Source organism: Mitsuaria chitosanitabida ATCC BAA-476 = NBRC 102408, from assembly GCF_001598255.1.
Lineage (GTDB): Bacteria > Pseudomonadota > Gammaproteobacteria > Burkholderiales > Burkholderiaceae_C > Roseateles > Roseateles chitosanitabidus.
Genome location: NZ_BCYP01000006.1, coordinates 137,846 through 158,607, shown reverse-complemented (window position 1 = coordinate 158,607; position 20,762 = coordinate 137,846). Strand labels below are relative to the sequence as shown.

Annotated in this window: 18 protein-coding genes and 1 tRNA gene; 1 reads left to right on the top strand and 18 read right to left on the bottom strand. The window is 68.7% G+C overall.

Going from position 1 to position 20,762, the window contains the following annotated elements; genetic code table 11:
* The first annotated feature begins 3 nt into the window (after positions 1-3).
* Positions 4-88: transfer RNA gene (locus MCHT01_RS03650), tRNA-Leu, on the top strand.
* A 210-nt stretch (positions 89-298) separates the two neighbouring features.
* Here the strand turns inward: MCHT01_RS03650 and MCHT01_RS03645 are convergent.
* The 18 genes from MCHT01_RS03645 to scpB all read right to left on the bottom strand — a co-directional run bounded on the left by MCHT01_RS03645 (position 299) and on the right by scpB (position 20,500).
* Positions 299-820, bottom strand: coding sequence for a phosphoribosyltransferase (locus MCHT01_RS03645; RefSeq protein ID WP_067062480.1), 522 nt, complete (start codon positions 818-820; stop codon positions 299-301).
* Between the two features lie 56 nt (positions 821-876).
* Positions 877-2,214, bottom strand: coding sequence for an adenylosuccinate synthase (locus MCHT01_RS03640; RefSeq protein ID WP_067063060.1), 1,338 nt, complete (start codon positions 2,212-2,214; stop codon positions 877-879).
* A 52-nt stretch (positions 2,215-2,266) separates the two neighbouring features.
* Entirely contained in the window at positions 2,267-3,430 is a 1,164-nt protein-coding gene (locus tag MCHT01_RS03635) for an ATP phosphoribosyltransferase regulatory subunit (RefSeq protein ID WP_067062476.1), read from the bottom strand.
* Between the two features lie 244 nt (positions 3,431-3,674).
* Entirely contained in the window at positions 3,675-4,580 is a 906-nt protein-coding gene (gene hflC, locus MCHT01_RS03630) for a protease modulator HflC (RefSeq protein WP_067062473.1), read from the bottom strand.
* Positions 4,581-4,599: 19 nt separating this feature from the next.
* Entirely contained in the window at positions 4,600-5,796 is a 1,197-nt protein-coding gene (hflK, locus tag MCHT01_RS03625) for an FtsH protease activity modulator HflK (RefSeq protein WP_067062470.1), read from the bottom strand.
* 151 nt (positions 5,797-5,947) lie between these two features.
* Positions 5,948-7,285, bottom strand: coding sequence for a GTPase HflX (gene hflX, locus MCHT01_RS03620; RefSeq protein WP_084451769.1), 1,338 nt, complete (start codon positions 7,283-7,285; stop codon positions 5,948-5,950).
* A 90-nt stretch (positions 7,286-7,375) separates the two neighbouring features.
* Positions 7,376-7,621 carry an RNA chaperone Hfq gene (hfq, locus tag MCHT01_RS03615; protein WP_067062468.1) on the bottom strand — a complete coding sequence of 82 codons (246 nt, stop codon included), beginning with the start codon at positions 7,619-7,621 and terminating at the stop codon, positions 7,376-7,378.
* 81 nt (positions 7,622-7,702) lie between these two features.
* A complete protein-coding gene (gene der, locus MCHT01_RS03610) occupies positions 7,703-9,055 on the bottom strand; it encodes a ribosome biogenesis GTPase Der (protein WP_067062465.1) in 1,353 nt (450 codons plus the stop codon).
* A 1-nt stretch (position 9,056) separates the two neighbouring features.
* Positions 9,057-10,202: an outer membrane protein assembly factor BamB gene (gene bamB, locus MCHT01_RS03605; protein WP_067062463.1), complete on the bottom strand. Its 1,146-nt coding sequence runs from the start codon at positions 10,200-10,202 to the stop codon at positions 9,057-9,059.
* On the bottom strand, positions 10,199-10,870 hold the full coding sequence (locus MCHT01_RS03600; RefSeq protein WP_067062460.1) for a YfgM family protein: 672 nt from the start codon (positions 10,868-10,870) through the stop codon (positions 10,199-10,201). The genes bamB and MCHT01_RS03600 overlap by 4 nt, the downstream gene beginning before the upstream one ends.
* 72 nt (positions 10,871-10,942) lie before the next feature.
* The gene (gene hisS / locus MCHT01_RS03595) at positions 10,943-12,250 is read right to left on the bottom strand and encodes a histidine--tRNA ligase (RefSeq protein ID WP_067062456.1); all 1,308 of its coding nucleotides are present in this window, start codon (positions 12,248-12,250) and stop codon (positions 10,943-10,945) included.
* Positions 12,247-13,563, bottom strand: coding sequence for a flavodoxin-dependent (E)-4-hydroxy-3-methylbut-2-enyl-diphosphate synthase (gene ispG / locus MCHT01_RS03590; RefSeq protein ID WP_420541787.1), 1,317 nt, complete (start codon positions 13,561-13,563; stop codon positions 12,247-12,249). Before ispG ends, hisS begins: the two co-directional genes overlap by 4 nt.
* Before the next feature lie 62 nt (positions 13,564-13,625).
* The gene (locus tag MCHT01_RS03585) at positions 13,626-14,654 is read right to left on the bottom strand and encodes a helix-turn-helix domain-containing protein (protein WP_067062454.1); all 1,029 of its coding nucleotides are present in this window, start codon (positions 14,652-14,654) and stop codon (positions 13,626-13,628) included.
* A 10-nt stretch (positions 14,655-14,664) separates the two neighbouring features.
* The gene (gene pilW, locus MCHT01_RS03580; protein WP_067062452.1) at positions 14,665-15,483 is read right to left on the bottom strand and encodes a type IV pilus biogenesis/stability protein PilW; all 819 of its coding nucleotides are present in this window, start codon (positions 15,481-15,483) and stop codon (positions 14,665-14,667) included.
* Entirely contained in the window at positions 15,480-16,655 is a 1,176-nt protein-coding gene (gene rlmN, locus MCHT01_RS03575; protein WP_067062450.1) for a dual-specificity RNA methyltransferase RlmN, read from the bottom strand. The genes pilW and rlmN overlap by 4 nt, the downstream gene beginning before the upstream one ends.
* Before the next feature lie 58 nt (positions 16,656-16,713).
* Positions 16,714-17,139 (bottom strand): nucleoside-diphosphate kinase, encoded by a 426-nt coding sequence (gene ndk, locus MCHT01_RS03570; protein ID WP_067062449.1) that lies wholly within the window; start codon positions 17,137-17,139, stop codon positions 16,714-16,716.
* Between the two features lie 179 nt (positions 17,140-17,318).
* A complete protein-coding gene (locus tag MCHT01_RS03565) occupies positions 17,319-19,442 on the bottom strand; it encodes a pseudouridine synthase (RefSeq protein WP_084451763.1) in 2,124 nt (707 codons plus the stop codon).
* Positions 19,443-19,492: 50 nt separating this feature from the next.
* Positions 19,493-20,500: an SMC-Scp complex subunit ScpB gene (gene scpB / locus MCHT01_RS25405; protein WP_084451761.1), complete on the bottom strand. Its 1,008-nt coding sequence runs from the start codon at positions 20,498-20,500 to the stop codon at positions 19,493-19,495.
* Between the last annotated feature and the right edge of the window lie 262 nt (positions 20,501-20,762).

Sequence of the window (20,762 nt, the reverse complement as noted above, 5' to 3'; positions counted from 1 at the left end):
CTTGCCCAGGTGGCGGAATTGGTAGACGCACTAGTTTCAGGTACTAGCGGGTAACTCCGTGGAGGTTCGAGTCCTCTCCTGGGCACCAATTCTGAAAAGCCGGCTTCAAGCCGGCTTTTCTCATTCTGACGCCCAGGAAGTGATGCCCGGTGGACATCACGAGAGGACTCGAATGGTTGGGACCGGGAGGTCCAAACCGGGGTCGCGCTTGCGTGACCGAGTCCTCTCCTGCGATGGCAGCGAGCACCACCTCCCGCGCCAAGAAAAAAGGGCTGACATTCGTCAGCCCTTTCGTTCATCAGATCGCGAACTTCTTCGCCAGCGCGTCGGGGCGCAGCGAGTCGTAGTCCTCGAACGGCTGATGGATCCACGGGCTGGTCTCCAGCATCTCGACGTAGTAATCCGGGGTGTACTCCGAGACGCTCTTCGTCCAGATCACCGCCGAGCGCAGCTCGCTGATCGAGGGCATGCCGCGCAGACGTTCCACCACCGCCTTCAGCGTGACACCCGAATCCGCCAGGTCGTCGACCAGCAGCACGCGGCCGGCCAGCTCGCCCTTGGGCATGGTGATGTACTTGGCGATGTCCAGGCGACCCTGGATCGTGCCGGCCTCGGCGCGGTACGAGCTCGTCGACATGATGCCCAGCGGCTTGTCGAACACGCGCGACAGCACGTCGCCCGGACGCATGCCGCCACGGGCCAGGCACAGGATCTGGTCGAACTGCCAGCCGGAGGCATGCACCTTCAGCGCCAGACGTTCGATCAGCAAGTGATATTCGTCCCAGGACACGTACAGGTGTTTGCCGTCATCGGTCAACATGGGGAGGGCTCCTCAGCGAAATAGGGTCAAGTCGGAATGAAAGCCTGGCGGACGGCTCAGGCCTGGAACGGGTGCTGCAGCAGGATGGTGTGCTCGCGGTCGGGACCGGTCGACACCATCGCGATCGGCGCGCCGATCACTTCCTCGACGCGCTTCAGGTACTTGCGCGCGTTCTCGGGCAGTTGCTCCCAGCGGGTGATGCCGAAGGTCGATTCGGTCCACCCCGGGAAGACTTCGTAGATCGGCTTGCAGGCGGCGATCTCGTCGCCATCCAGCGGCAGGATGTCGATGGTCTTGCCGTCCAGCTCGTAGCCGACGCACATGTTGATCTCGGGCAGACCGTCCAGCACGTCCAGCTTGGTCAGGCACAGGCCGGTGATGCCGTTGATGATGGTCGAACGCTTCAACGCGGCGGCGTCGATCCAGCCGCAACGACGCGCGCGACCGGTGACGGTGCCGCGCTCCTGGCCCACCGTCGACAGGTGGTGGCCGACGGTACCGGGGGTCTCCCAGTCCAGCTCGGTCGGGAACGGGCCCGAACCCACGCGCGTCGCATAGGCCTTCGTGATGCCCAGCATGTAATGGAGCATCTGCGGACCGACGCCCGCGCCCGCGGCGGCGTTGCCGGCGACGCAGTTGCTGGAGGTCACGTAGGGGTAGGTGCCGTGGTCGATGTCCAGCAGCGTGCCCTGCGCGCCTTCGAACAGGATGTTGTCGCCGCGCAGATGCGCCTTGTGCAGCATGTAGCCGACGTCGGCCATCATCGGCTTGATCTGGTCGGCCAGCGACATCGCGTGGTCGAACACCGGCTGGAACTCCAGCGGCTTCGACTTCAGGTAGCCCGACAGCGCCACGTTGTGCAGCTCGATCAGTTCCTTGAGCTTCTTGGCGAAGCGCTCGGGGTGCTTCAGGTCCTGCACGCGCAGCGCGCGGCGGGCGACCTTGTCCTCATAGGCGGGGCCGATGCCCTTGCCGGTCGTGCCGATCTTGCCGGTGCCGCTGCTCTCGCGCAGCGCTTCGCGGGCACGGTCCACCTCGACGTGGAATGGGAGGATCAGCGGGCAGGACTCGCTGATGTACAGGCGCGAGCGCACTTCCACGCCGGCCTTCTCCAGACGCTCGATCTCGGACAGCAGGTGGGTCGGGTCCAGCACCACGCCGTTGCCGATGTAGCAGGCCACGCCGTCGCGCATGATGCCCGACGGGATCAGCTGCAGCGCCGTCTTCACGCCCTTGATGACCAGCGTGTGGCCGGCGTTGTGACCGCCCTGGAAACGCACCACGCCCTGGGCGTGATCGGTCAGCCAGTCCACGACCTTGCCCTTGCCCTCGTCACCCCACTGGGTGCCGACGACCACCACGTTGCGGCCGCGCGCGATCTCACTGCTTTGCATGTTGTTCATCCGATGATTGGGTTGGATTACGGGTGGGTGCCTGAGGCGTCGCTCACAGCGATCGCAGCACCCACTGACCGCCGGACTGAACCAGCTCGCGGTCGCATTCGAACTCGTCGTTCTCTTGTTCGTGGCCCGGCAGGACGCAGACCACGGTTTCACCCTGCTCGCGCAGACGGCGGACCGCCGCGCGCAGATCAGGGTCCTCGCCCCACGGCGCGCGCACCGCGGCCCGCAGGGACGTCGATGGGATCAGCCCCACCAGCGTCTTGAGATCCAGACTGAAGCCGACCGCCGGACGGCGGCGGCCGAAGACGGCGCCGACCTCGTCATAGCGGCCGCCACGCACGACCGCATCGCTGCAGCCCTCGGCGTAGAGCGCGAAGCGTGCGCCGCTGTAGTAGCCGAAGCCAGGCAGGTCCGCCAGGTCCACGCCGATGCGGACGTCCGGATAGGCCGCCGTCAGGTGGTGGATCAGCCATTCCAGATCGTTCAGCGCGGCGCCGACCAGCGGGTTCGCCGGCAGCGCGCGGCGCGCGTCGTCCAGCACCTCGACACCGCCATAGAGCTTGAGCAGCACCTGCAGCGAGGCGACGACCTCGGCCGGCAACTCGCGGGCGAAGGCGGCGACGCCCGCGGCGTCCTTGGCCGCCATCGCGGCGACCAGCGCGCTCAGACGATCCTCGCTCAGCGCGTGATCGCCCAGCACGCCGCGCACCAGACGGGCGTCGCCCAGGTCCAGCACCAGACGCGTCAGGCCGGCACGCTGCATCGCGTCGATGGCCAGCTCCTGCGCTTCCAGGTCGGCTTCCAGGCCGGCGTGGCCGTAGATCTCGACGCCGAACTGCAGCGGCTCGCGCGTCGCGGTCAGGCCTTCGGCGCGGGTGTGCAGCACGGGGCCGCAGTAGCACAGGCGGGTCACGCCAGCGCGATTCAGCAGATGGGCGTCGATGCGGGCGACCTGCGGCGTCGTGTCGGCGCGCAGGCCCAGCGAACGGCCGGACAACTGATCGACGAGCTTGAAGGTCTTGAGATCCAGCGCCTGGCCGGTGCCGGAAAGCAGCGAGTCGAGATGCTCCAGCATGGGGGGCATCACCAGCTCGCAACCATAGGTCCGTGCCATGTCCAGCAACTCGCGGCGCAGTTCTTCGATGCGGCGGGCCTGGGAAGGCAGGACGTCAGCAATGTGCTCGGGCAGCAGCCAAGCAGAGGCCATGACGTTCAGGAGGGGGTTAAAAACGGCATTGTACCGGGGTCGTGACGAACCCCGGCATGCCCGACCCGCACGCGGGGGTCGCGCGGCATGCCCTCACGGCCTGGTTGCCGTGAAAAAACCACGGGACGCCGCTCGTCGCCCCGCCCCGGTCGGCCGCTTCACCCTTCCCCTCCCCGGAGGGCAGGACAAGCCAGCGAGCCGGATGCGAAAGAGCCGCCCGAAGGCGGCTCCTTTCCTCTGGCGCTTACTTGCGCGGCGCCGCCGCGGCGGGGGCGCCCGCACCGGGGCCACCGGTGCGCATCGTGTTGAAGAAGGTGCTGTTGGGGTCCAGGACCATCACGTCGCTCTTGCTCTTGAAGCTGCGCTGGTAGGCATCCAGCGAGCGGTAGAACTGGGCGAACGCGGGGTCGCGGCCGAAGGCTTCGGAATACAGCGCGGAAGCCTTCGCGTCGCCCTCACCCATGATCTTCTGCGCGTCGCGATAAGCCTCGGCAGTGATGATCTCGCTCTGCTTGTCGGCGTCGGCCTTGATCTTCTCGCCCTCGGCGGCACCGGTCGAGCGAAGCTCGTTGGCGACGCGCGCACGCTCCGACTTCATCCGGTTGTAGACCGACTCGGTGATGCTGGACGAGAAGTCCACGCGCTTGACGCGCACGTCGACGATCTCGATGCCGAATTGCTTGGCCTCTTCCTCGAGACGCTTGCGCACGTCCTGCATGACCTTCTCGCGCTCGGTCGCCAGCACGGCGCGCACGGTGCGCTTGGTCACTTCCTCGTTCAGCGCGGCCTGCACGATCGGGCTCAGGCGCGATTCCAGGTTGCGCAGGTTGGTGCCGCTGTTGCGGATGTACTGGCGCGAATCGACGATGCGCCACTTCACCAGCCAATCGATGACCAGGGACTTCTTCTCGGCCGTGAAGATCGGACGCGAGTCGGGACTGTCCAGGGTCTGCACGCGGCGGTCCAGGAAGACCACGTTCTGCAGGGGCGGAGGCAGCTTGAACTTCAGGCCGGGTTCGGTGATCACTTCCTTGATCTCACCCAGCGAATAGACGACCGCGAACTGGCGCTGGTCGACGACGAAGAGCGTCGAGCTGGCGACCATGAACAGGATCAGCAGGCCCAGGACGACGGAGACGATGCGATTCATTGTGGTGGGCTCCTGTCGTTCAACGGCCGTCGCGGTCGCGGCTGCGCATGCTGTCGCGCGAGCGCGGATCGGTGCTCATCGTGCCGGCGGTCGAGGACGCGTCCGGCGCGGTGATCGCGGGCGTCGGCGTCGTCGTGGTGACGGTGCCCGGCGCCTGCTGCTGCATCAGCTTGTCCAGCGGGAGGTACAGCAGGTTGGAGCCGCTGCGCGCGTCGACCATCACCTTCGTGATGCGCGAGTAGACCTGCTGCATCGTGTCGATGTAGAGGCGGTCACGCGTGACCTGAGGGGCCTTCTTGTACTCGTCCAGCACGCTCTTGAAGCGCTGCGCGTCACCGTCGGCGAAGGACACGACGCGGGCACGGTAGGCCTCGGCGTCCTCACGCAGACGGGCGGCCTTGCCCTGGGCGCGCGGGACCACGTCGTTGGCGTAGGCCTCGCCCTCGTTCTTCAGACGCTCGCGGTCCGCGGTCGCGCGGAAGGCGTCGTCGAAGGCGGCCTGCACCTGCTCGGGCGGCTGCACGTTGCCGACGTTGACGTTGACGATCTGGATGCCGGTCTTCAGACGGTCCAGCTGCGCCTGGATGGACTTGGCCAGATCGCTGGCGATCAGGTCGCGCTGCTCGTACAGCACCGAGTCCATGTTGCTGCGGCCGACGATCTCGCGCACCGCCGATTCGGCGGCCTGCGTCACCGCGTCATCGGTGTTGGCGTTCTCGAACAGGTAGTCGCGCGCATCCTTCAGCCGGTACTGCACGGTGAAGCGGATGTCGACGATGTTCTCGTCCTGCGTCAGCATGGACGAGTCGCGCAAGCCCGAGGCCTGGCCCACCGAGCTGCGGCCGACCTCGACCGACTGCAGCTGGGTGAAGGACACGATCTCGTGCGCCTGGAACGGGTACGGGAGGCGGTAGCCGAGGCCCGCGTCCACCGTGCGGCTGTACTTGCCGAAGGACGTGATCACGCCCTGCTGGCCTTCCTGCACGATGAACACGCCGCTGCCCAGCCAGCCCAGCACCACGACGCCGACCACCAGGCCGATGCCGATGCCGGCGCCCTTCATGTCGGGCTGGTAGTTGCCGCCACCGCCGTTGCCGGAGTTGCCGCCATCGTTGTTGCCGCCGCGGCCACCACCGAACAGGCGGGACAGCTTGCGGTTGAAGTCGCGCCAGAGCTCGTCGAGATCCGGGGGGCCTTCGTTGCGGCCGTTGCTCATCCAGAGCCCCACCCGGCGAAGCAGGCCCGTGGCTCCCTGAGGGTCACGTCCACGGCCTGCGATGGACATGCGATCGTCTTGATTCATACGCATCCTGATGAGGAAGTCTTGTTGCAAGTATCGGGCATCGCGAGGGGGTCACCGCACGCTGTCAGCCTGTGCGCCCCTGCGGATGATCCTGGGCCTGTCGTCGATCTTGGGGCAGGTCTTGCCCGTTCAAGTCGGCATCACCGTCGTCCGGCTCAGGCCGCCCCTCACCCGATTTCTCGTCCGAGACGTCATCCGCCGCCTCGTGCGAGCCCTCGGCATCGTCCATGCCCGCGTATTCGGGGACCGGCGCGGCCTGCATGAGCGAGGCGATCATCGCGCGCAGTTCGTCCAGCCCCTCGCCGCCGACCGCGCTGACGAAGATGCGCGGCAGCCGCTGGCCGCCGTGCTCGCCGCCGATGCGCGTGAGCCAGTCCTGCAGCGCGCGCGGGCGCTGGGTCGGCTCGAGCAGGTCGAGCTTGTTGTAGACGAGGATCTGCGGGATGTACTCCGCGCCGATCTCGGCGAGCACGCGCTCGACCTCCTCCATCTGCTCGGTCAGCACCGGGCTGGCCGCGTCGACGACGTGGAGCAGCAGGTCGGCGTCGGCCGCTTCCTGCAGCGTCGCCTTGAAGGCCTCGACCAGCTTGTGCGGAAGGTCCCGGATGAAGCCCACCGTGTCGGACAGCGACACGCTGGTGCCCGCCTCCTCCAGGTAGAGCGAGCGCGTGGTCGTGTCCAGCGTCGCGAAGAGCTGGTTGGCCGCATAGGCCTTGGCCTTGGTCAGCGCGTTGAACAGCGTGCTCTTGCCCGCGTTGGTGTAGCCCACCAGCGAGACGCGGAACACGCCGTTGCGGGCCCGCGCGCGGCGCTGCGTGGCGCGCTGCTTCTGGACCTTCTTGAGCCGTTCCTTGATCGACTTGATGCGGTCGTCGATCATCCGACGGTCCAGCTCGATCTGGCGTTCGCCCGGACCACCGCGCATGCCGATGCCGCCGCTCTGACGTTCCAGATGGCTCCAGCGGCGCACGAGGCGCGTGGCGAGGTATTGCAGCCGCGCGAGCTCGACCTGCAGCTTGCCCTCGAAGCTCTGCGCGCGGGCGGCGAAGATCTCCAGGATCAGCGCCGTGCGGTCGGCCACGGGGACGCCGAGGTGGCGCTCCAGGTTGCGCTGCTGCGCGGGGGAGATGGCCTGGTCGAACAGCACGGTGTGCGCGCCCAGGGCCTGCACCATCAGCTTGATCTCGTCGGCCTTGCCGGAGCCGATGAACAGCGCGGCGTCAGGCGCCTTGCGCCTGGCCACCACGCGGGCGACCGGCGTGTCGCCGGCCGATTCCGCGAGCAGCGCGAGTTCGTCGAGGGTCGGGTCGAAGGGCTCGCCGCGGCCCAGGTCGACACCCACCAGAATGGCGCGCGCCGCCTCGGGGGGCGGCGTCGAATGGGAGGGATCTTGCGTTGTCAAGATTCTGTCGGGGGGCGAGCCGGATCGCGGCCCGCGTCATGCGCCCTGATCATCGCGCGGGCATCGACATCGATGCGCGCGCGAAGAACATCAGTTGGTGGCGTCGTTGGACTCGCCGGGATGGAAGTTCACCGCGCGAGTGGGCACCACCGTGGAGATGGCGTGCTTGTAGACCATCTGCGTGACCGTGTTGCGCAGGAGGACCACATACTGGTCAAAGGACTCGATGTGGCCCTGCAGCTTGATGCCGTTCACCAGGTAGATGCTCACGGGAACATGCTCCTTGCGCAGCTGGTTCAGGAAGGGGTCTTGCAAGAGTTGTCCTTTGTTGCTCACGATATGCTCCGTGTTGTGAGAGAGAGGTGTTGGAACCCCGCACCTTATCACAGCACCGGGTTTCCCCGGGCTGGCCGCGAATCAGGTTTCGGCGAACGGATTCTTGGACGAGCGCAGCTCGATCTTCAGGGGCGTGCCGACCAGCTTGTAGTGATCCCGGATGCGGCCTTCCAGGTAGCGTTTGTAGACGTCGCTCACCCCTTCCAGCGCATTCCCGTGGATCACGACGATCGGCGGATTCATGCCGCCCTGGTGAGCGTAGCGCAGCTTGGGCCGGGAAATCCCCGCCCGCTGCGGCTGCTGATGCTGCACGGCCTCTTGGATCAGGCGCGTCAGCACCGGCGTGGTCATCTTGCGGTAGGCCGACGAGTACGCGTCCGCCAGCGCCTTCCACAGCGGCCCCAGGCCCTGGCGCTTGAGCGCCGAGATCTTGAGGATCGGGGCGAAGCGCAGGAAGGCCAGACGCGTCAGGATCTGGCGCTCGATGGTCTCGCGCTGGTAGCTGTCGATGGCGTCCCACTTGTTGATCGCCACGACCACCGCCCGGCCACTGTCCAGCGCGTAGCCGGCGATGTGGGCGTCCTGGTCGGTCACGCCCTGGGTGGCGTCGATCAGCAGCAGCACCACGTTGGCGTCCGAGATCGCCTGCAGCGTCTTCACGACCGAGAACTTCTCGATCGCCTCGAAGACCTTGCCCTTGCGGCGCAGGCCGGCGGTGTCGATCAGCTTGAACTTCTGGCCGTTGCGCTCGAAGTCGACGCTGATGGCGTCGCGCGTCGTGCCCGGCATGTCGAAGGCGACCAGGCGCTCCTCGCCCAGCCAGGTGTTGATCAGCGTGCTCTTGCCGACGTTGGGACGGCCGGCGACGGCCAGGCGGATCGCGCGCTCGTCGTCGGGGCCCGCGCCCTCGGCGAGCGCCTCGTCCTCCTCCTCGACCGGCGCCTCGAAGCTGTCGAGCACGGCCTCCAGCAGCGAGCGGATGCCCTGCCCGTGCGCGGCCGAGACCGGATGCGGCTCGCCCATGCCCAGTTCATGGAACTCGGCCAGCAGCGGGCTGTCGCTCATGCCCTCGGCCTTGTTCACGGCGACGAAGACGCGCTTGTTGCACTGGCGCAGGTAGCGCCCGATGTCCTGGTCCTGGCCGGCCAGCCCGGTGCGCACGTCCAGCACGAAGATGACGGCGTCCGCCTCGGCCACGGCCTGGCGGGTCTGCTTGGCCATCTCCTTGACGATGCCGGTCGAGCTGTCCGGCTCGAAGCCGCCGGTGTCGATGACGATGAACTCGCGATCGCCCAGGCGACCGTCGCCGTAGTGGCGGTCGCGCGTGAGGCCGGCGAAGTCCGCGACGATGGCGTCGCGGCTCTTCGTCATCCGGTTGAACAGCGTGGACTTGCCCACGTTGGGGCGGCCCACCAGGGCGATCACAGGTTTCATGTCAGTCTTGGCGCAGCGCGAACAGCCGTCCGCCGCGGGTGGCGATCAGCACGGTGTCGCCGAGTTGCACCGGCGGCGCGGCGATGCCCGAGCTGTCGGTGGAGAGTCGTTGAATGGTCTGGCCCTTGTCGCGCGACAGGAAGTGCACATAGCCTTCCGAATCGCCGACGATGACGGACTTGGCCGTCACCAGCGGGGCGCTGAGCTTGCGGTTCTGGAACTGGTCCGCGGTCCAGATCACGTCACCGGTGCGGGTGCCCCAGGCGGTCAGGCGATCGGAACCGTCGCCGCCCACGACCAGCGTCGCGTCGGTGCCCAGGCCCGTGCTGCCGCCGACGTTGCGGCTCCAGATCGAGTTGCCGCGATCGGCGTTGACGCAGGCCACGGCGGACTGGAAGGCGCGGGCGCAGAACACGTCCTTGTCGCGGCCCATCGGGGCGACCAGGTCGGCCAGGCGCTCGACCTCGTTGGTGCCGCGCGGGTTGGACACGGTGGCCTCCCACATCAGCAGGCCACGGTTCGGGTCGATGCCGGCCAGGCGCGGGCCCTGCCCCACCAGCAGCGTGTTCTGGTAGGCGCCGATCACGCCGGCCTGCTGCAGGGTCAGCGGCTCGCCCGGACGGCGCAGTTCCCACAGACGGCGGCCGTCGGCGGCATCGAAGGCCAGCACGGCACGGTCCAGCGTCAGCACGAAGACGCGCTCACCCGCGACGAACGGGGCCGTCACCACCGGGGTCGTCAGCGACTTGCGCCACAGGATCTTGTCGCCCTCGGTGACGACGAGCTCGTTCTCGCGCGTGACGGCGGCGGCGAATCGGCCGTCGCTGCCGACGCCGGCGCTCAGGCCCTTGCCGATCTCGGTGCGCCACAGCGTCGTGCCGTCCTTGGCGGACAGCGCGCTGATGACGCCGTCGGAACCACCGACGACGAAGCGGTCATTGACCGCCGTGATCGACAGCGGGAACTTCACGCTGTCCACGCGCGCTTCCCAGACCACGCGGGCCTGCAGCGACGGGGTGATGTTCTCGAGCGGCGCCGGCTTGGCTTCCTTCGAGCTGTTGAACAGCGAGCAGGCGCTCAGCGCCATCGCCATGCCGCCCAGCGCCAGGGCGCGGACCAGGATTCGGCGGTCGATGCGGGCGGTCATTGCGCGGCTCCCGGGGTGTCTTCCTCGGCGACGGCCACGCCCAGCGTGGCCAGCTTGGCTTCCAGCAGGCGGCGGTAGTCCAGCTGCTTGTACATGCCGTCGTAGGCCTTCTTGAACTGGGTACGCGCCTCGTCGGGCTTGTTCTGCAGCAGGGCCAGGTCGCCGCGACGATCCGCGACGAGCGGGCCGAAGTCGGCGCTCTTCACGGCGTCCAGGGTCTTGGCGGCCTCGGCGTACTGCTTGCCGTCCATCTGCAGCGCCGCCAGGCGCAGGCGAGCCAGGTCGCGGTAGGGGTCGCTGCCGGCGCTGTCGGCCGCCCAGGTCAGCGTGGCGCGGGCCTCGTCGCCCTTGCCCTTGTCCAGCTGCAGCTTGGCGGCCATCAGCGCGGCCTGCGCGGTGTAGCCGGTCGAGGCGAAGTCCGCCTTCAGGGTGTTGAAGATGGTCGTGCCCTTGGCGACGTCGCCGGCCTGCACCGCGCGTTCCAGTTCACCGAACATCGCGCCGGCCTTGGCGGCCTGGTTGCGCTGCCAGTAGTTCCAGCCGGTCCAGCCGGCGTAGCACAGCAGCGCCAGCGTCAGCAGCCAGGTGATCGCATTGCCCCAGCGCTTCCAGAACGCCTTGAGCTGCTCCAGCTGTTCCTGTTCTTCGAGATCGAGATGAGACGCCATGTGCGTGAAACGGTCCGTCGGTTAATGGATCAGGCCGGGGCCGACCTCTCGGTCGGTCCGGCGAAGGCGCGATTATGCGGTGCGCAGGTCGGCCGCCCAGGTTGCCACCGCGTGAAGCGGACGACTCACCTGCTCGCCCTCGCCGCGCAGCGGCTTGACCGCCACCTCGCCGCGAGCCAGCTCGTCGGTGCCGAACACCAGGGCCCAGCGGGCGCCCGAGGCGTCCGCCTTCTTGAATTGCGACTTGAACGAGCCGCCGCCCGCATGCATCTGCACCGCCACACCGGCCGCGCGCAGCGCCTCCAGCGCCGGCATGGCCTGCGGCAGCGCCGCGGCGTCGGGCAGGATGGCGTAGACGTCGGGGGCCGAGGACGGCACGGCCAGGCCCAGCTCGTCGATCAGCAGCAGCAGGCGCTCCACGCCCAGGCCGAAGCCCACGGCCGGTGTCGGCTTGCCGCCGAGCTGCTCGAACAGACCGTCATAGCGGCCGCCGCCGCAGACCGTGCCCTGCGAGCCGAGCTGGTCGGTGACCCATTCGAAGACGGTCAGGTTGTAATAGTCCATGCCGCGCACCAGGCGCGTGTTGACGCGGTACTCGAGACCGGCCGCGTCCAGGATGGCCCGCACGGCATTGAAGTGCGCCAGGCTGGCCTCGCCCAGGAAGTCCATCAGGTGCGGGGCGGCCTCGACCATCGCCTGCATCGCCGGGTTCTTGGTGTCCAGGATGCGCAGCGGATTGGTGTGCAGACGGCGCTTGGCGTCCTCGTCCAACTGGTCCGCGTGCGCCTCGAAATGGGCGATCAACGCGGCGCGGTGGGCGGCGCGCTCATCGGGTTGCCCCAGCGAGTTGATCTCCAGCCGCACGTGCTGGCCGACCACCAGACCCAGTTCCTCCCACAGGCGGCGGACCATCAGGATGATCTCGGCGTCCACGTCCGGACCGGCGAAGCCCAGGGCCTCGACGTCCAGCTGGTTGAACTGGCGGTAGCGGCCCTTCTGCGGGCGCTCGTGGCGGAACATCGGACCCATCGTCCACAGACGCAGCGGGCCGTTGTACAGGGCGTTGTGCTCGACCATCGCGCGCACGATGCCGGCGGTGGCTTCCGGGCGCAGCGTGAGCTGGTCGCCGTTCATGCTGTCGGTGAAGGAGTACATCTCCTTCTCGACGATGTCCGTCACCTCGCCCAGGCCGCGCACGAACAGCGCGGTCGGCTCGACGATGGGGGTCAGCATGTACTGGTAGCCGTAGCGCTGCAGCACGCCGCGCAGCGTGGTCTCGAACCAGCTCCACAGCTGGCTGCTCGGCAGCTTGTCCTTGCGGTCGACGCTCGCCGGGAGGATGTCGTTCATCCCCTTCACGGCCTGGATGTTCTTGCTCATGCGGTGGTGGTGCTCGCGCCGAAGCGCTTCTCGATGTAGTCCTCGACCAGGGCGTGGAACTCCGTGGCGATGTTCTCGCCGCGCAGCGTGAGCGCCTTCTGGCCGTCGATGAAGACAGGGGCCGCCGGGGCTTCGCCGGTGCCGGGCAGGCTGATGCCGATGTCGGCATGCTTGCTCTCGCCGGGGCCGTTGACGATGCAGCCCATCACGGCGACCTTCATGTTTTCGACGCCGGGATACTTGCCGCGCCAGATCGGCATCTGCGCGCGCAGGAAGTCGTCGATCTGCTTGGCCAGTTCCTGGAACGTGGTGCTGGTCGTGCGGCCACAGCCGGGGCAGGCCGTGACGCTGGGGTTGAAGGCGCGCAGACCCAGCGACTGCAGGATCTCCAGCGCGACCACGACTTCCTGCGTGCGCGACTCGCCGGGTTGCGGGGTCAGCGAGACGCGGATCGTGTCGCCGATGCCCTCCTGCAGCAGCACCGACAGCGCCGCGGCCGAGGCCACCGTGCCCTTGGTGCCCATGCCGGCCTCGGTCAGGCCCAGGTGCAGCGCGTAGTCGCAGCGCTTGCTCAGCGCGCGGTAGACCGAGATCAGGTCCTGCACGCCGCTGACCTTGCAGCTGATGATGATGTTGTCCGGGTTCATGCCCAGCTCGCGGGCATAGGACGCCGAGGACAGCGCCGACTGGATCAGCGCCTGGTACATGACCTGCTTGCCGTCCCACGGCGTCGCGCGCCTGGCGTTGTCGTCCATCATCTGGGCGAGCAGCTCCTGGTCCAGGCTGCCCCAGTTCACGCCGATGCGCACGACCTTGTCGTACTGGATCGCGGCCTCGATCATCTGGGCGAACTGGCGGTCCTTCTTGTCGCCCTTGCCGACGTTGCCCGGATTGATCCGGTACTTGGACAGCGCTTGCGCCATGGCCGGATGCTCGGTCAGCAGACGGTGGCCGTTGTAGTGGAAGTCGCCCACCAGCGGCACGTCGATGCCCATGCGGTCGAGCTGCTCGCGGATGTGGGGGACGGCGTCGGCGGCCTCGGGCGTGTTGACCGTGATGCGGACCAGCTCGGAGCCGGCGATCGCCAGTTCCTTGATCTGGATGGCGGTCTCGATGACATCGACGGTGTCGGTGTTGGTCATCGACTGCACGCGCACCGGGGCGTCGCCACCGATGGTGACCACGCGGTCACCCCAGCGCACCTGCGCCTGGCGCGAACGGCGCGCGGCGGGGGCGGCGGCGGAGATCAGGTCCGCGAGGTCGGAGTCGGGGACTCCGGCGGCGAGATCGGGAGAGGCTTGCTTGTCCATCATGCGGCGCTCTTGCGAACTGGCGATAAATAGGGATGCGGCTGTGCGGCGCCGGGGCTGCGCGCTCAGTTCAGCTCGAGACGCGCGACGTTGTCGCGCGACCGGGCGGCGAGGTCCACGGGCTGGCCGCGGAACACCAGTTCCGTGCCCGACACGTTGCCCACGCGCAGCTTGAGCGGCGCGACGCCATTGACGTCGACCTGGTCGCCGGCGCGCATCAGCTTGGAGAGCAGCACCTGGCCCTTGGCGTCGACCACCTCGACCCAGGACTCCGCGCTGGCCTTGACGACCAACGGGGACGAGCCGGGCGGCGGCGCCACCGGGGCGGTCGCGGCGGGCGTCGCCGGGGCGGTCGGTGCCGGCGCGGCGGCGGTGTTCGTGGCCGTCGGCGAGACGATCGACGGCGAGGTCGCGGCGGGCGCGCCGCCCACCGGGGTCGTCGCCACGGTCGTCGTCGGGGCCGGCAGCGTCGTCGCGCTGGCGGCTGGCGCGGTGGTCAAGGGGGCCTCGGATGCGGCGGCCAGCGGGACCTCGGTCGTCGTGGCGGGCGCCTCGGCGGTCGAGGTCGTGTCGGTCGTGCCCGGCGCCGTCGCGGCGGCGGTGTCCGTGCCGCGCAGGCGCTGCGTCAGTTGCTCGACCCAGGTCGAAGGGACGGCGTAGACGGCGATCGCCGCCACCAGCAGCGCGCCCGCGCCCAGCACCACGGGGCGCTTGAGCAGCTCGGTCGACAGCATCGGGTCCTGGCTCATCGCCCGCTCGCGGAAGGGCTGGTTCAGGCCCGGCGTGACGCGGTCCAGCGAGGCCTCGGCGCCCGCGCTCGGCAGCATCTTGAGCACCGGTTCGGCCTCGATCTTCAGCACCCGGCACATCGAGCGCGCCAGCGCGCGCGCGAAGGTCGCGTCGGGCAGATCCTGATAGCGATCGGACTCCAGCGCCTCCAGCTTGGATTGCGGCACCTTGAGCGTCGCGGCCAGCGCGGCGATGTGCAGGCCGCGGGCCTCGCGCGCGCGGCGCAGCGCGGCACCGGCCGTGGCCGCCGCGGAAGCAGCCGGTGCGGCTGCGGTGGTCGCCTCGTCGGCCGCCGTCGGAGTCATGCGATGTCCCTCATTCATCGAATCGACCACTGTTCAAGGCTTGCGTCTCGGTCGCCTGCGGGTACTTGCGCCGCAGCTGCTGAGCGAGATCGTCCATGTTGGACATGTTGCCCATGCGGCGCTCGATGCGCAGTTCCAGCCAGAGGCTCGACGCGTTCGCCTGCTCCACATTCGCGTTGACGCGACGCGCATAGAAGCGCGCGCGCTCGTATTCGCCCTGGCGGTACAGCACCTCGCCCAGGTTGAGCGCCACGGTCGGATTGCCCGGGTCGAGCTCGAAGGCCTTGGACAGGTGGCTCTGCGCCGGGATCAGCCGTCCCTCGCGCGCCTCGCAGGCGCCCCAGGCCAGCCAGGTTCGGGCGGGGGTGCGGTAGGTCGGGATGGCCAGCGCGGTCTCGAACTGCTGGTAGGCGTCGGCCCAGCGCTGACGCTGGCACAGGAACCAGCCGTAGTTGTGCAGCGTGTCGGCGTTGCGCGGATCGCGGGCGATCAGCTGCTTGAAGCCGTCCTCGGCCAGCGCGTACTCGCCCATGGCCGCGAAGATCAGGCTGCGCAGGTTGATCGCCTCCGGCATGTCCGGCTTGGCGGCCAGCGCCTGCTTGACCTCGTCCAGCGCGGTCTCGTACTGACCGCGGCCGAAGTAGCCGCCGGCCAGTTCCAGACGCACGGCGGCGCGCCGGTCGTTGTCGGTCTGGTCACTGGCGGTGCGCGGCTGCTGCGGGTTGCCGGGGTTCGCGCAGCCCGCCAGCATCGCGGCGATCAACAACGCGGCGGCAAGGGGCCGGGAGGAACGACGCGGTACAGCAACGACGGGCGACGGAACGGTCATGGACGTGGGCCTGGGTTGGGGGTCGGAACTGGCGACTGCGCCGGTTCGGTGGAACCGGTCGATGCGGCGCCGCGCTGTACCACCACGGGCGCGCGCACCATGCGCAGATGGACCCGCGTCCGATCCTGCACCTCGCCGGCGAGCTGTCCGCAGGCGGCGTCGATGTCGTCGCCGCGCGTCTTGCGCACGGTGGTGACGATACCGGCCTGGATCAGCAGGTCGGCGAAGGCCTTGACGCGTTCGTTCGAACTGCGTTTCAGGCCCGACGCGGGGAAGGGATTGAACGGGATCAGGTTGATCTTGCAGGGGACCTTGCCCTTGAGCAGCGCGATCAGCTCGCGGGCCTGCTCGGGGCTGTCGTTCACCTGGTCGAGCATGCAGTACTCGAAGGTGATGAAGTCGCGGGGCGCCTTCTCCAGATAGCGGTTGCAGCTCTCGAGCAGCTCGGCGATCGGGTACTTGCGGTTGAGCGGGACCAGTTGGTCGCGCAGCGGATCGGTGGGCGCGTGCAGCGACACGGCCAGCGCCACGGGGACGTCCTCGCGCAGGCGGTCGATCATCGGGACCACGCCCGAGGTCGAGACCGTCACGCGGCGGCGCGACATGCCGTAGCCGTGGTCGTCCAGCATCATGCGCAGGGCCGGCACCAGCGCGCCGTAGTTCTGCAGCGGCTCGCCCATGCCCATCATCACGACGTTGGAGATGATGCGCTCGTCCTTGTTGAGGCGCTGGCGCAGCGAGTGCTCGGCATACCAGAGCTGGGCGATGATTTCCCAGGTCTCCAGGTTGCGGCTGAAGCCTTGATGGCCGGTCGAGCAGAAGCGGCAACCCACGGCGCAACCGGCCTGGCTGGAGATGCACAGCGTGGCCCGGTCGTCCTCGGGGATGTAGACCGCCTCGACGGCGTTGCCCTGCCCGACGTCGAACAACCACTTGATGGTGCCGTCGGCAGAGACATGTTCGGAGATCACCGGCAGCGCGGTGATGTGGGCGCGCCCGGCCAGTTTGTCGCGCAGCGACTTGGCCAGATCGGACATCGCGCTGAAGTCCGACGCGCCCTTCTGATGGATCCAGCGGAACAGCTGTGTCGCGCGGAAGCGCTTCTCCCCCAGCTGCTCGCAGTACGCGGCCAGGCCTTGCAGATCGAATCCGAGCAGGTTGACCGCGTCCATCTTGCGTTCCTCTTTGTCTAGGGCCTCGTGGCCCCAGGGGTCAGAGGCATTGCCCAGCTTAGCGGGCGTTGATTTCCAGGCCGGAGAAGAAGAAGGCCACTTCCACGGCGGCGGTCTCGGGAGCGTCCGAGCCGTGCACGGCGTTGGCGTCGATGCTGTCGGCGAAGTCGGCGCGGATGGTGCCCTTCTCGGCCTTCTTCGGATCGGTGGCGCCCATCAGGTCGCGGTTCTTCAGGATGGCGCCTTCGCCTTCCAGGACCTGGATCTGGACCGGGCCGGAGATCATGAACGACACCAGGTCGTTGAAGAACGGACGGGCCTTGTGCACGGCGTAGAAGGCTTCGGCTTCGGCGCGCGACAGCTGCTTCTGCTTCGAGGCGATGATCTTCAGGCCGGCGCCTTCAAAGCGCGAGTAGATCTGGCCGATGACGTTCTTGGCCACGGCATCGGGCTTGATGATGGAGAGGGTGCGTTCGACGGCCATGTTTATTCCTTGAAAATCTTGGGCTTGGCAAAGCCCGGCATTGTACTGCGTGAAGTCAAGCCCCCGATGACATCTCGTTGTCAACCGGGGCCACCCGGATCATTCGGATACAAGGTCCCGCATCGCGAAAGTCCGGATCCTGCGTTCAGCTCGGGCGCCTCACGAGGCGCCCGGCGTTCTCAGCGACGGCCGCGGCCGCCACCACCACCGCCGCCACCCTGTCCACCACCGCCGCCGCCGCGACGGCCGCCGCGGTTGCCCCGGTTGATGAAGGCGTCGGCGCCGATGTAGCCCATGGAGGTCTTCATCGGGTCCGGCTGGCGCTCGCCGCCCGGGCCGCGCTTGTTGCCGCCGCCCTGGTTCTGGTTGTGGCTCGGGTCGCTGCCGCCACGGCCGAAGCCCTGCGGAATGCGCTTGCTGCCGGTGGCGAAGCGACGGTCGAAGGTCTGCTCCAGCGGATTGATGTGCTTCGGGATGAAGTCGTCATCATCGTCGTCGCGGCGACGATCGCGTTCACGATCCTGCTGCTGACGCGGCTGATGCTGTTGCTGCTGAACGCGCTGGTCGTTGCGCTCCTGGCGGTCGCCACGGTCGTTACGGTCGCCGCGAGCGGGACGCTCGTTGCGGTCACCACGCTCCGGACGGTCACCGTGCTCGAAACGCTCACCGCGCTGCTCGTTGCGCGACGGTTCCGGACGGCTCGGACGCGGGCCGCCGCTGTTGCCGCGACGGCGCTGCTTGTCGCGCTCGTTGCGGTTGTTGCGGTCGGCGCGCTGCTCACGCGGCTCGTTGCCGGCCAGCTGACGGATGACGCGGACGTCCGCGTCGCCCAGTTCGATGTAGACGCCACGGCGCAGGCCTCGCGGCAGCACGACGGTGCCGTAGCGGATGCGGATCAGGCGGCTGACGGCCAGGCCGACGGTCTCGAACAGCTTGCGGACCTCGCGGTTGCGGCCTTCGGTGATGACGACGCGGTACCAGCGGTTCACGCCTTCGCCGCCGCCGTCCACGATGCTCTTGAAGCTCGCCTGCTGGCCTTCGACGTCGACGCCGGTCAGCAGCTTGTCCTTCTGCTCCTTGCTCAGCGAACCCAGGACGCGGACCGCGTACTCGCGCTCCACGCCGAAGCGCGGATGCATCAGCTGGTTGGCCAGTTCGCCGGAGTTGGTGAACAGCAGCAGACCTTCGGTATTCAGGTCCAGACGGCCCACCGACTGCCACTTGCCCTGAGGCAGGCGCGGCAAGTTGCGGAACACCGTCGGACGACCTTCCGGATCATTGAAGGTCACGACCTCGCCGACGGGCTTGTGATAAGCCAGGATGCGCGGCGCCACCGGGGCGATGCGGACCTTGATCGGCTTGCCGGCCACCGCCACGCGGTCGCCGTAGGAGATACGCTGACCGACATGGGCGACCTCACCGTTCACAGTGATCTGACCCTTGGCGATCATGTCCTCGATGTCGCGGCGCGAGCCGACGCCGGCCTGGGCCAGCACCTTCTGCAGCTTCGGCGCATCGGCATCGGGGGCGAGCACGCGCTTGGCGGGCTGATCGGACGCCTCGGCATCCTCCTCGGCCACGTCCTCGTCGGCGCCGTCGGCCGCGTCGATCGTGGCGGCGGCCTCGCCATCCACATCGGCGTCGAATTCGCCGGAGATCAGCGCGTCGAAGCGCTCCTGCGCGTCGGCCTGCAGCTGGGCGTCATCACCCTGAGCGCCATCGGACTCGCCCGACGGCTGGCGAGCCTGCTGGCCCTGCTGACCTTGCTGATCCGCCTGACCCTCACGCGGCTCGCGGCCGTCGCGGCCCCGGCGGCGGCGATTGCGACCGCGACCTTCGCGCTCGCCTTCGGCGGCGCCGTCGCCCTCGCCCATCGCAGGACCGGCCTCGGCGGGCGCCTCATGGGCGACCAGCTCGCCGACAGCCTCGGCCACCGGCGACACCGGCGCGGGCGAGACCTCGACCTGGGCGACCGGCAGGTGCGCGGCAGCGTCGGTCGGCGCGGCATCCGCGTCGGCGGCCTTGGCGCGCGTGGTGCGGCGCTTGGGCTTGGCCGGCGCCTCCGCGGCGTCGGCCGGAGCCTCGGCGGCCTCCACCGGCGCCTCGGCGGCGGCCGTCTTGCGGCGCGCGCGCGGCTTGGGCGCGGCCTCGGCCGGCGCCTCCGCGGAGGCCTCGGTCACGGGCTCGGCCGCCGCGGCGGCCTTGCGGGTGCGCTTGGGCTTGGCGGGTGCCTCGGACGGAGCGTCGGGCGCGGAAGCCGTCAGCGTGTCGGGCTTGGAATCGTCGATATCGTTGGAATTCATGTGTCGGCTTGCACCTTGTCAGCGGTGGACACGGCCCCTTCCCGGGGCGCTTATGTGGACTCGGGGTTGACAGCCCCAGCCTGTGGTTCGTTGCCCGGCTCGCGCTTGGCGGCCGGCTTGTCGGTCTCACGATCGCTGCCGTCGTCGGCATCGATCACGGTGTCGTCGGTCGCGGCATGCGCGGCCTGGGTGCCGGTTACTGTTCCGGCGCCCTCGGGGGCGCTGGACTCGGTACCGGCAGCGGCGTCTCCTTCGGACTCGGCCTCAGTGGCGGCCGCGTCGGGTCGTGCAGCCTCGTCGGCGGCAGCGATCGTCACGCCCGAACCGACGGTCTCGTCCTCGGCGCCAGATTCGTCGTTCGCTTCGGCATCCTGCCTCACCGGCAGATCGGATGCCTGGACGTCCGCGACCACCTCGGCCGGCGCTTCCACCCCCTCCGTCGTCGCGACGCCCTCGGTCGTCGTCGGCTCGACCTCGACCACCACGTCGCCCGGAGGTTCGTCCAGCAGCGAGGCCTGGAGCGCGCCCGGGATCTGGGTCGGATCGCCGCCCTGGATCAGTGCCGGCAGTTGTTCCAGCGAATGCAGCCCCAGGTCGTCCAGGAACTGCTTCGTCGTCGCGAACAGCGCCGGCCGGCCCGGTGCCTCGCGATGCCCGATGACCTCAATCCAGTTGCGGTCCTCGAGCTGCTTGATGATGGGCGTCGCCACCACCACGCCGCGGATGTCCTCGATGTCACCCCGGGTCACCGGTTGACGGTAGGCGATGATCGCCAGCGTCTCCAGCACCGCCCGCGAATACTTGGGCGGCTTCTCCGGATTGAGCCGATCGAGCTGCTCGCGCATCTCCGGCCGGCTCTGGAAGCGCCAGCCCGAGGACAGCGCCACCAGTTCGATCCCGCGCCCTTCCCACTCCCGCAGCAGCTCGTCGAGCAGCGACCGCAGGCTGTCCGCGTTGACCTCGTCCGCGAACAGCGCCCGCATGTCGCGCAGCGTCAGCGGCGCCTGGGCGCACAGCAAGGCGGTCTCCAGGACCCGCTTGGCCTCCTGCGTGTTCATGGGCTCAGCTCATGAAGCCGGCCTCGGGGCCGGTCAAATCGGTGTGTGTCGCCATGTCGAGCCGGCGGCGGCAACGGGCCGCGCCGAACGGATTCGATCTGCTTGCTTGGAGCGTTCGGTGCCGCCGGCGGCCGCGTCGCGCGGGCCCTGCCGGAGGGACGGGAGCCGCGGACGGTCGACGACACGGACCTCGGCTCGAGGCGCTGCGCGCGGGATCTGGACTGCTCCCCCGACGCGTCTTCGCGCAAAACTGGGTCGCATT

Coding starts and splice junctions, on each gene's coding strand:
- MCHT01_RS03645 (WP_067062480.1), bottom strand. CDS start 820: ATGTTGACCGATGACGGCAAACACCTGTACGTGTCCTGGGACGAATAT.
- MCHT01_RS03640 (WP_067063060.1), bottom strand. CDS start 2,214: ATGCAAAGCAGTGAGATCGCGCGCGGCCGCAACGTGGTGGTCGTCGGC.
- MCHT01_RS03635 (WP_067062476.1), bottom strand. CDS start 3,430: ATGGCCTCTGCTTGGCTGCTGCCCGAGCACATTGCTGACGTCCTGCCT.
- hflC (WP_067062473.1), bottom strand. CDS start 4,580: ATGAATCGCATCGTCTCCGTCGTCCTGGGCCTGCTGATCCTGTTCATG.
- hflK (WP_067062470.1), bottom strand. CDS start 5,796: ATGAGCAACGGCCGCAACGAAGGCCCCCCGGATCTCGACGAGCTCTGG.
- der (WP_067062465.1), bottom strand. CDS start 9,055: ATGAAACCTGTGATCGCCCTGGTGGGCCGCCCCAACGTGGGCAAGTCC.
- bamB (WP_067062463.1), bottom strand. CDS start 10,202: ATGACCGCCCGCATCGACCGCCGAATCCTGGTCCGCGCCCTGGCGCTG.
- MCHT01_RS03600 (WP_067062460.1), bottom strand. CDS start 10,870: ATGGCGTCTCATCTCGATCTCGAAGAACAGGAACAGCTGGAGCAGCTC.
- hisS (WP_067062456.1), bottom strand. CDS start 12,250: ATGAGCAAGAACATCCAGGCCGTGAAGGGGATGAACGACATCCTCCCG.
- ispG (WP_420541787.1), bottom strand. CDS start 13,563: ATGATGGACAAGCAAGCCTCTCCCGATCTCGCCGCCGGAGTCCCCGAC.
- MCHT01_RS03585 (WP_067062454.1), bottom strand. CDS start 14,654: ATGACTCCGACGGCGGCCGACGAGGCGACCACCGCAGCCGCACCGGCT.
- pilW (WP_067062452.1), bottom strand. CDS start 15,483: ATGACCGTTCCGTCGCCCGTCGTTGCTGTACCGCGTCGTTCCTCCCGG.
- rlmN (WP_067062450.1), bottom strand. CDS start 16,655: ATGGACGCGGTCAACCTGCTCGGATTCGATCTGCAAGGCCTGGCCGCG.
- ndk (WP_067062449.1), bottom strand. CDS start 17,139: ATGGCCGTCGAACGCACCCTCTCCATCATCAAGCCCGATGCCGTGGCC.
- MCHT01_RS03565 (WP_084451763.1), bottom strand. CDS start 19,442: ATGAATTCCAACGATATCGACGATTCCAAGCCCGACACGCTGACGGCT.
- scpB (WP_084451761.1), bottom strand. CDS start 20,500: ATGAACACGCAGGAGGCCAAGCGGGTCCTGGAGACCGCCTTGCTGTGC.